The sequence below is a fragment of the Microbacterium sp. UBA3394 genome, from assembly GCF_002358725.1.
In the GTDB taxonomy this organism is placed as follows: Bacteria; Actinomycetota; Actinomycetes; order Actinomycetales; family Microbacteriaceae; genus Microbacterium; species Microbacterium luteum.
Window position 1 is genome coordinate 7,163 of the sequence record NZ_DEPK01000210.1, and the last position, 2,170, is coordinate 9,332.

1 protein-coding gene and 1 pseudogene are annotated in these 2,170 nt (G+C 70.0%); both read left to right on the forward strand.

Translation table 11 applies throughout. The annotated features are described in order from the left end of the window. Positions 1–987, forward strand: a pseudogene (locus B4E30_RS13065) (glycogen debranching enzyme); the annotation flags it as partial. Between the two features lie 38 nt (positions 988–1,025). After that, the coding region (locus tag B4E30_RS13070) for a maltotransferase domain-containing protein (protein ID WP_414683219.1) at positions 1,026–2,170 on the forward strand (1,145 nt) is incomplete at its 3' end.

Below are 2,170 nucleotides of genomic sequence, written 5' to 3' on the forward strand. Positions count from 1 at the left end.
CCGTGGGATGTCGGAATGGGGGGCTGGCAGACCGGCAACTTCGGCGACGGCTGGCACGAGTGGAACGACCGCTACCGCGATCGCGTGCGCAACTTCTGGCTCAGCGACATCGATTACGCGCGCCGGGCCGACGTCACGCCCGTCGGAGTCGGCGGCGTCGCCACGCGACTCGCGGGTTCCTCCCACACGTTCTCCGCCGAGCGCGGGCCGCTCGCGAGCGTGAACTTCGTCACCGCTCACGACGGATTCACCCTTCACGACCTCGTCTCGTACGACGTGAAGCACAATCTCGGCAACGGCGAGCAGAATCGCGACGGCGCCGACACGAATCGCTCGTTCAACCACGGTGCTGAGGGGCACACCGACGACGCGGGAATCCTCGCGACACGACGCAAGGCGATGCGGAACCTCCTCGGAACCCTCTTGCTGTCGGCGGGCGTGCCGATGCTGACGGCGGGCGACGAGTTCGGGCGCAGCCAGCGCGGGAACAACAACGCCTACTGCCACGATTCCCCGCTCACGTGGCTGTCGTGGGAGCACGCGGGCTGGCAGGAGGACCTGCAGGCTCACGTCGCGCGCCTCATCGCACTGCGTCAGCAGAATCCGGCCCTGCGGCCTGTGCGCTACGCCAAGCGCGGGGAGCACGTTCCGTCCGCGTCGGTGATGGAGTGGTACGACGAGCACGGCGAGACGATGTCGGATGAGCGGTGGAACGACTCCTCCAAGCGCACCCTCCAGTATGTCGCGGCCTCGACGCCCGAGCACGAGGCCCGCAATCGCATCCTGCTCGTCGTGCACGGGTCCGAGCGTCCGGTGACGGTGACCCTCCCCGAGATCGACGACGCGCAGCGCTTCGTCCGCCTGTGGTCCAGCCTGGACGAACGACCCGCGCAGGAGGCCTCCGCCCACGCGCCCGGCGAGCGCATCGACCTGCCGGGGACCGCTATGGAACTGTTCCGCGTGGAGAGTGTCAACCCCCACCCCTGACCCTGTATCCCTCCACGCTGTCGCGATAGGTTCGGACCGTGGTCACGTCGCGCACAGCACAGCCCCAGCCCTGGCGGAGCGCCGCCTCGATCCCCGTCCGGCCTGCGTCGGATGCGCAACCCGCGCGGGATACCGCGATCGGGCGCATCCCCACCACGGGATCCTCTCCCACCGTGCCGGGGGGCGACTTCCGCCCCAAGGCGTTCGTCGGCGAGGTGGTGCCGTTCGAGATCACGGCGTTCCGCGACGGGCACGACCGGATCGGCGTTCAGGTGCGCCTCACGTCGCCGGGGGGAGACCAGTCCCTCCATCGGTTGAACCCGCTCGACGGCGGGATGGACCGGTGGAGCGCACTCGTATCGGTTCTCGAGCAGGGCGTGTGGCGCTTCCGCTTCGAGGCGTTCTCCGACGAGTTCGCGACGTGGCGCCATGCCGCCGACGTGAAGATCGCCGCGGGTGTGGACACGGCGCTCATGCGGGAGATCGGTGCGCGGCTGTTCACGCGCGGCGCCGAGGAGCGATCCCGGCCGGCAGCCGAGAAGCGGGCGCTCACCGCCGCCGCGGCCTCTCTGCGCGACGACCAGGTTGACGATGTCGCGGCACGCGGCATCGTGCTCGACGACGAGATCGCGGCGATGTTCTGGCGGCGACCTCTGACGGCCCTGATGACGCGCGGCGACGAGCAGGAGCTGCTGGTGGAGCGCGAGCGGGCGGGCGTGGGTGCGTGGTACGAGTTCTTCCCCCGGTCCGAAGGCGCGACCGTCCTCGAGGACGGGTCGATCCGCAGCGGCACGTTCGCGACCGCGACCGAGCGCCTTCCCGCCGTCGCGGCGATGGGTTTCGACGTGCTTTACCTGCCGCCGATCCATCCGATCGGCCGCACGAACCGCAAAGGCCCGAACAACTCCCTGGATGCCGGGCCCGCCGACCCGGGCTCGCCGTGGGCCATCGGTTCCTCCGACGGCGGACACGATGCCGTCCACCCCGATCTGGGAACCCTCGCAGACTTCCGTGCGTTCGTGCAGGCGGCCCGCACCCACGGCGTCGAGGTGGCGCTCGACCTCGCCCTGCAGGCCTCCCCCGACCACCCGTGGGTCACCGAGCACCCGGAGTGGTTCACGACCCTCCCGGACGGTTCCATCGCCTACGCCGAGAACCCGCCGAAGAAGTACCAGGACATCTA